At 62.4% G+C, this 6,378-nt stretch carries 7 protein-coding genes; all 7 read right to left on the minus strand.

The features are described from left to right. On the minus strand, positions 1-296 hold a 296-nt coding region (locus IL54_RS21800), incomplete at its 3' end, for an AMP-binding protein (RefSeq protein WP_156106345.1). 21 nt (positions 297-317) lie between these two features. Next, positions 318-1,301, minus strand: coding sequence for an acrylyl-CoA reductase (NADPH) (gene acuI / locus IL54_RS21805; RefSeq protein ID WP_037480402.1), 984 nt, complete (start codon positions 1,299-1,301; stop codon positions 318-320). 4 nt (positions 1,302-1,305) lie between these two features. After that, positions 1,306-1,995 carry a TetR/AcrR family transcriptional regulator gene (locus tag IL54_RS21810; RefSeq protein WP_037480413.1) on the minus strand — a complete coding sequence of 230 codons (690 nt, stop codon included), beginning with the start codon at positions 1,993-1,995 and terminating at the stop codon, positions 1,306-1,308. 213 nt (positions 1,996-2,208) lie between these two features. Beyond that, complete coding sequence (locus IL54_RS21815; protein WP_037480416.1) at positions 2,209-4,629, minus strand: TonB-dependent receptor; 2,421 nt, start codon at positions 4,627-4,629, stop codon at positions 2,209-2,211. A gap of 193 nt (positions 4,630-4,822) precedes the next feature. After that, positions 4,823-5,206 carry a VOC family protein gene (locus tag IL54_RS21820; protein ID WP_037480419.1) on the minus strand — a complete coding sequence of 128 codons (384 nt, stop codon included), beginning with the start codon at positions 5,204-5,206 and terminating at the stop codon, positions 4,823-4,825. Next, positions 5,203-5,676: a VOC family protein gene (locus IL54_RS21825; protein ID WP_037480421.1), complete on the minus strand. Its 474-nt coding sequence runs from the start codon at positions 5,674-5,676 to the stop codon at positions 5,203-5,205. Before IL54_RS21825 ends, IL54_RS21820 begins: the two co-directional genes overlap by 4 nt. Before the next feature lie 111 nt (positions 5,677-5,787). Then, the coding region (locus IL54_RS21830) for a helix-turn-helix transcriptional regulator (protein WP_037480815.1) at positions 5,788-6,378 on the minus strand (591 nt) is incomplete at its 5' end.

Here is a 6,378-nt window from a genome sequence, read left to right on the forward strand (position 1 = left end):
AGCGCCGTGCCGAAGGCCGCCGCCAAAAATTCCGGGCGGTTGGTCATCAGGATGCCGACGCGCGTCCCCTTGCCCACGCCGCAGGCGATGAGCGCGCGCGCCACTGCGTTCGCGCGCGTCCACAGATCGTCATAGGTCCAGCGGGTGACGCTGTCCCCTTCGTACATCACCAGCGCTTCGGCCGGGCCGGACCGCGTCGTGACCTCGCGCAACCAGCCGCTCAAGGTCAGCGCCCCCAGCCCCGGCTCTTCACTGAGCGGGGGGCCGGCGACGATCGAAAGCGGCTGGTCGGTCATGATGCGTCCTTGGGGTAAGGGTCAGCGGTTCACGTCGACGATGATGCGCCCGCGCACCTTGCCATCCATCAGGTCGGTGGCCGCCGTGACGGCTTCGGACAGGCTGATTTCGGTGGCAATCACGTCCAGCAAAGCAGGGTCGAGATCGCGCGCCAGCCTTTCCCACGCCGCAAGGCGTGGCGCCTTGGGCGCCATCACGCTGTCGACGCCGAGCAGGCGCACGCCGCGCAGGATGAAAGGCATGACCGTTGCGGGAAAGTCCGCGCCCTGTGCCAGGCCGCAGGCCGCAACCGCGCCGCCATAGCGGGTCTGGGCGCAGGCATTGGCGAGGGTGAAGCTGCCGACCGAGTCCACCACGCCAGCCCAACGCTCCTTCTGGAGTGGCTTGCCCTTTTCGGACAGTTCAGCGCGGTCGATGACGCCGGCTGCGCCCAGTTGCGTCAGATAATCGGCTTCCGACGCCTTGCCGGTCGAACCGATGACGGTGAAGCCTGCTTTTTTAAGCAGGGCAACGGCGACGCTACCCACACCACCGGTGGCACCGGTGACGAGGATTTCGCCCTGATCGGGAGTGACGCCAGCCTTGACCAGCGCTTCGACGCAAAGTGCGGCGGTATAGCCGGCCGTGCCGATCGCCATCGCCTGCGCCCCGGTGAAGGCGGCGGGCAATGGCACCAGCCAGTCGCCTTTCAGCCGGGCGACCTGCGCCAGACCGCCCCAATGGCCTTCGCCCACGCCCCAGCCGTTCAGCACGACCTTGTCGCCCGGCTTCCAGTCGGCATGATCGGAGGTGCGCACGGTGCCGACCAGGTCGATGCCGGGGACCATCGGGAATTTGCGGACGACCGGCGACTTGCCGGTGATGGCCAGGCCATCCTTATAATTGAGCGTCGAATAGGCGACGTCGATCGTGACATCGCCTTCGGGCAATTGGGCTTCGTCGACCTGCTGGAGCGAGACGCTCTGCTGGTCGTCGGTCTTGTCGATCATGATGGCTGAAAACATGGGGCTATTCCTTTTTGGGAGACGAAGAGGGTGCCGTTGGTGTCAGTCCTTTGCGGAGGCGATCGGCGATGCCGGGGAAGCGATCGGCGCGCATCGAGCCATACATGCACAGGCGCAGCGATTCCTGCGCCACACGCCGGGCGAGATCGCGCCGCTCCTGGTCCGGGCGACCATGGGATTGCGCCCAGACCGGCCAGAGAAACGCACCCGACAGCATCATCACCGACAACACTTCGACGTCGATGCCGTCTTCGGCCATATCGGTTTCGGCAAAGCGCTGGAGCGACCCTTCATATTCGCGCCAGAAGGGGTCGGCCATCGGATCGGGCGAAGCCAATAGCTGGAGCAGCCAGATGCGGCACAGTTCCGGGTTTTCCATCGCGAAGATGGCGAGGCGGTCGGTCGTGTCGGCAATATCGACCTGCTCGACGCGGCGTTCACCGATGGTTTCAGGGTCGCCGAATACCGCGCGGAACATGCGGTCGGACACCCATTCCGCGGTCGCCTCGATCAGTTTCTCGCGGGTTTCGAAATGCTGGTAGGCGGTCCCGCGATTGACCCCGGCGAGCGTTGCGACTTCGGACAGGCTGATCCCCTCCGGCCCGTCCTTCGCCAGCAGCGCACGCGCTGCTTCCAGTATGACTTCGCGTGTGGCTGCAGGATCGCGGGAGCGTCTGGTTCGCGTTTGCGTCATGCGGCATGCCTCTCTTGTCGTTCGGGCGGCCCGCCGTAACGATCCGAACGACCGCCCGGCTGGCTCGCCTGGGATAAGAAGGCATAAATCAACATCAGTGTTGTCCATTAGGCAAGGGCCGTCATCGCCAGCGCCGGTGATGCGCGTCCTTCGCAGAGACTGCGGGGGCGATCCGACCGATCCTGTCCAAGGTTCGGACCGCCCCGCAAAATCTCAGCGCGATCCGAAGTAGAAACGCACGTTGATGCCGAATTCGCGCGGCGGCGTGACCGTGCCACCGGTGTAGGTGCTGGTGAAGGTCTGCGCCGCCGTCGTCGCACCTGTTGCGGTGAAGCCGGTGATCTGCTGATAGCTGGTGAACAATGGCGTGGTGCGGGTCAGAACCTTGGTCGTGTCGAACAGGTTCTTGGCGAAGAGCGATACTTCCCAACCGCCATCGGGATCGCGGATGCCGGCATAAAGGTTGGCAAGGGCATAGGCGCCGACCTGATCAAAATTATTGCTCGGATCCCCTTGCGACTTGCCGTTATAATTGACCAGTCCGCGCAGGAAACCATCGACTTTGCTGGAAACGGCGACATGATATTCGCCCTGCAAGGTCGCCGTTACCGGGGGCATGAAGGACGAACGTTGCGATACGGCGCAGGAGGACAGATTGTCCGCACCGACGGCCGCCTGCAGTTCCGCAAGCGATGGTGCCGCAGTCACCAGGTCGGGTATGCCGTCAGCGTTCAGATCATTGCAAGGGATGTTGCCATTCTTGATCTTCCCCAGCGAATAGCTGGCGGTCAGGCCGAGGGTAAGGTTACGCGTGACATCGACGCTCAGTTCGCTTTCGATGCCGTTCACTTCGACCGGCACGGCACCGACGAAGTTGAAGGATGCGACCTGCTGCGCCGTCCCGGTGACCTGGCCCGCACCATTGCGGACGGCGACGGTGTTCACATAATAGACGCCATTATTGGGGACGCGGAACGGGAAATTCTTGTAGGTCTGATGGTAGGCGGTCATGTTGAAACGTGCCCGGCCACCCATCAGGGTGCTTTTGAAGCCCAACTCATAGGATTTGGAGGTTTCAGGCGGCAGGTTGAGGAAGCTGTTTTCCAGCGCCGACTTCACGATGTTGAAGTCGCCCACGACGTTGAGACCAGGCCGCATCGAGCTGCCGGTGGCGGCATAGACCAGAAAGTCGGGAGAGAAATTATGCTTCACCGACGCGCTGTAGATGAGCTTTTTGAGATCCTGGGTATCGTTGGCGATGACGTTGCCATTGACGCCCAACTGACTGAGCGAGTCATATTTGATCTGGCGCAGGCCTCCGGAGATTTCCGTCTTGTCGCCGATCTGGGCGGTCAGGTTGCCGAAGAAGGATTGTTCATGCGTGTCGTTGGCGCGCAAAATGTTGGTCGTCACGATCGACGCAATCCCGCCCCCGAACGCCGTGGGAAGACGCACGGGCGTCAGCTGGCTAAGGGCCGTCGGCGAATCGAGCTTGCTGTCAAAGAAGCCGATCACATAGTCGAATATGCCAAGAACGCGCTCCTCATTCTGGAGCCGGATTTCATGCGACGTCCCCTTGGCGATCGTGTCGGTGAGCTGGTTGATGTCGCGACCGATGAAGAAATTGCCGCGGTCCAGATTTTCCGTCGATAGATATTCCTGCTTGCTGTACTGGCCCTGATAGATCAGCCGCTGACCCCACTGGGCGAGTTCGGCGCGCCAGTTGAAGATATCGAACCGCTGATTGATGATGCGTGGCTGTTCCTGGATCGACAAGCGATCCTTCGCCGTGATCAGCACCGGGCTGGGCGCGGCCGCCGGATTGGCTTCGCTAAAGGAAATCGACTGATCATAGGTCCGCGCGTCGCGGTCCATATATTGATAGGTGCCTTCCAGCCTGATCCAATCCGCCGGTTCGATGAGACCGACGACACGATAGCTCTTGGTCCGCGAATGCGGGTCCGGCGCGCCGGCGCTGCGCACCAGCGGACGGACGCGATCGACTTCATTTTCGTCCCACACGCCCGACACGCGGATGCCCGCAATGCCTTCGATGACGGGGATGTTCAGCGCGCCCTTGAAGTTAAGGGTGCCGATATCATTGGCGGTCCAGTCCGCATAGCCGCCAAACTGGTTGAGATCAGGCTTGCGCGTCGTGATGGTGATCGAGCCGGACGGCGAAGCGCGACCGCGCAAGGTGCCCTGCGGCCCGCGCTGCACTTCGATCTGGCCGATGTCGTACATCTGCTGAATGACCACGCCCGGCGAGATTGGCGCGTCATTGAAGTAGAATTCGACCGTGCCGTTGTTGCCGGACGCACTGGCGTCGAAATTGACGCCGCGCAGGCGGGCATTGCCGCCGATACCGTTGGGGTTGGAGGTCAGTTCAAGGCCGGGTGCCAGCGATTTGACTTCGGTGAATTCGCGGAAGTTGAGATTGTCGATGGACTGGGCGGTCACGGCGTTGACGACGGCGGGAACGTCCTGAACATCCTCGCCGCGACGGCGTGCTTCCACGATGATGGTGGGCGCATCGAAGCCATTTTCCTGCGGTGCTTCCTGCGCGATGGCCGGCATCGCCAGGGTGAGAACCGCCAGGCTGGCGCTCATACTATAATAGGCTGTCTTCCGCATCCGAAAATCCTCCCCAATTTGGCGCCTCACCCGATCTAAGGCCGGGAACGGCGTGGTCATCATTGTCCTTTTGTGAGCCGCGTTATGCCCGATTAGACTGTGGCGCGAAGCCCTTAACCAACAGGGGTGTTTATATATCGCTGTCGCGATTCCGGCCTGATCGTCGCGGGTTGAGTGCTGGCTTATGAGTGGATCAGGTGTCGGGTGGCCCGTAGCAGAAGATGACGAGCTTGTTGCCGTCGAGGTCGCGGAAATAGGCACCATAGAAGCCATTGGGGTCATCGCCCCTAATGCCGGGCTTGCCTTCGCACTGGCCGCCAAGGGCCATTGCCCTGGCATGGACGGCATCGACCGTTGCGCGGCTGGCGGCCTGGATGCCGACCTGGTTGCCGTTGCCGGGCGATGCGTCGCCCGCGAAAGGCTTGCCGATGAGGAGCATGCCGCTGTCGGGGGTTTTGTAGGCCACGACGTCCGGGCGGTCGAAGGCGCGGACGGCCCCCAACAGGGCGGCCAGTTCGTCGTAGAAACTCTTGGCGCGATCGAGGTCGCGGGTGCCGAAGCGGGCCAGGCTGATCATGCGGTGCGTCCTCCCATGGCGGCCCAGCGTTCGGGGACCATCCAGACATATTCACTATAGTGGCCGAGCCACTTGCGGGTATCGAGATAGAGGAACTGGAGCATGCCCGGCGTTCCGCCTTTCAACGCAACGGGAAAGGGCTGCCGGTCGACCTGCGCCAGGAAAGCGTTCCAATCATCGACGCGGTGGCAGACATGATGGAAGCGCAGCCGGTCGTCGGCTGGCAGAGCGTCGCGATAGAGGGCGAGGACGTCGCCCTGCCCCGGTTGGATCAACTCGATTTGCATGTCGCCGATCCAGAGGAAGGCGAGCTTCTGCGTGCCGATGCCTTCGCCATGGGGTGTCCAGAGAGTGACGGAGATTTCGGCTTCGAGGAGCTGGCGGATGTCGGCCCGCTCCTTAAACTCTGCCACGGCCTGGTCGATATTTCGGGTCACATAGGCATTTTGATAATGGCGTCCGACGATCATCCTGCCGCCCTCTCCTGCTGATGCGTTCTGATTATGCGTACAGCGACTAGGACAATGGATTGCGGTTTTTTCAAGGCAGATACTATCGTAATCAAGCCATTATATAGATAATCAGCCAGAGAATGGGGGCGACAGACGGCGCTGACGAAATTGGCGGGGGGTGGAGCCGGTCGCGCGGCGGAAGGCGTAGGCGAAGCTGGAAGGGGAGGCAAAGCCGAGCGCGAAGGCGATTTCCTTGATGCTTTGCGGGGTGGCGAGATGACGCTTGGCCATGTCGATCCGGGTCTGGGCGATATGGTCGCCGATCGAACAGCCCCGCGAGGCGCGAAAACCGCGCGTCAATTGGCGGGGGGAGAGGTTGCACAGCGCCGCCAATTCGCCAAGCGTCGGGGGTGGACCAAGCATGTGCAGCCGTTCCTCAATACGGCGCAAACGCCAGGAGGACAGACCCCCGCTGACCGGGCCTTCGCCGATCGCCTGGCAATAGCGGGCCACTTCGATCGCCAGTTGCCGGGCGATGAGTTCGGCGAGGATCGCGCTGCCGGACCCTGGATGACGGACTTCGTCGGCGAGCCGCAACAGGCAGGCGCGCATATGGGGATGGGTGATGTCGAGGCCAGCGGCGAGGCGCCGGTCAGTCCAGTCGATGCCGCCATCATCGAGCCAGCAGTTGATCGCCGCGGCCGGGATTTCGCAGATGAC

This window comes from Sphingobium sp. ba1, from assembly GCF_000743655.1.
In the GTDB taxonomy this organism is placed as follows: Bacteria; Pseudomonadota; Alphaproteobacteria; order Sphingomonadales; family Sphingomonadaceae; genus Sphingobium.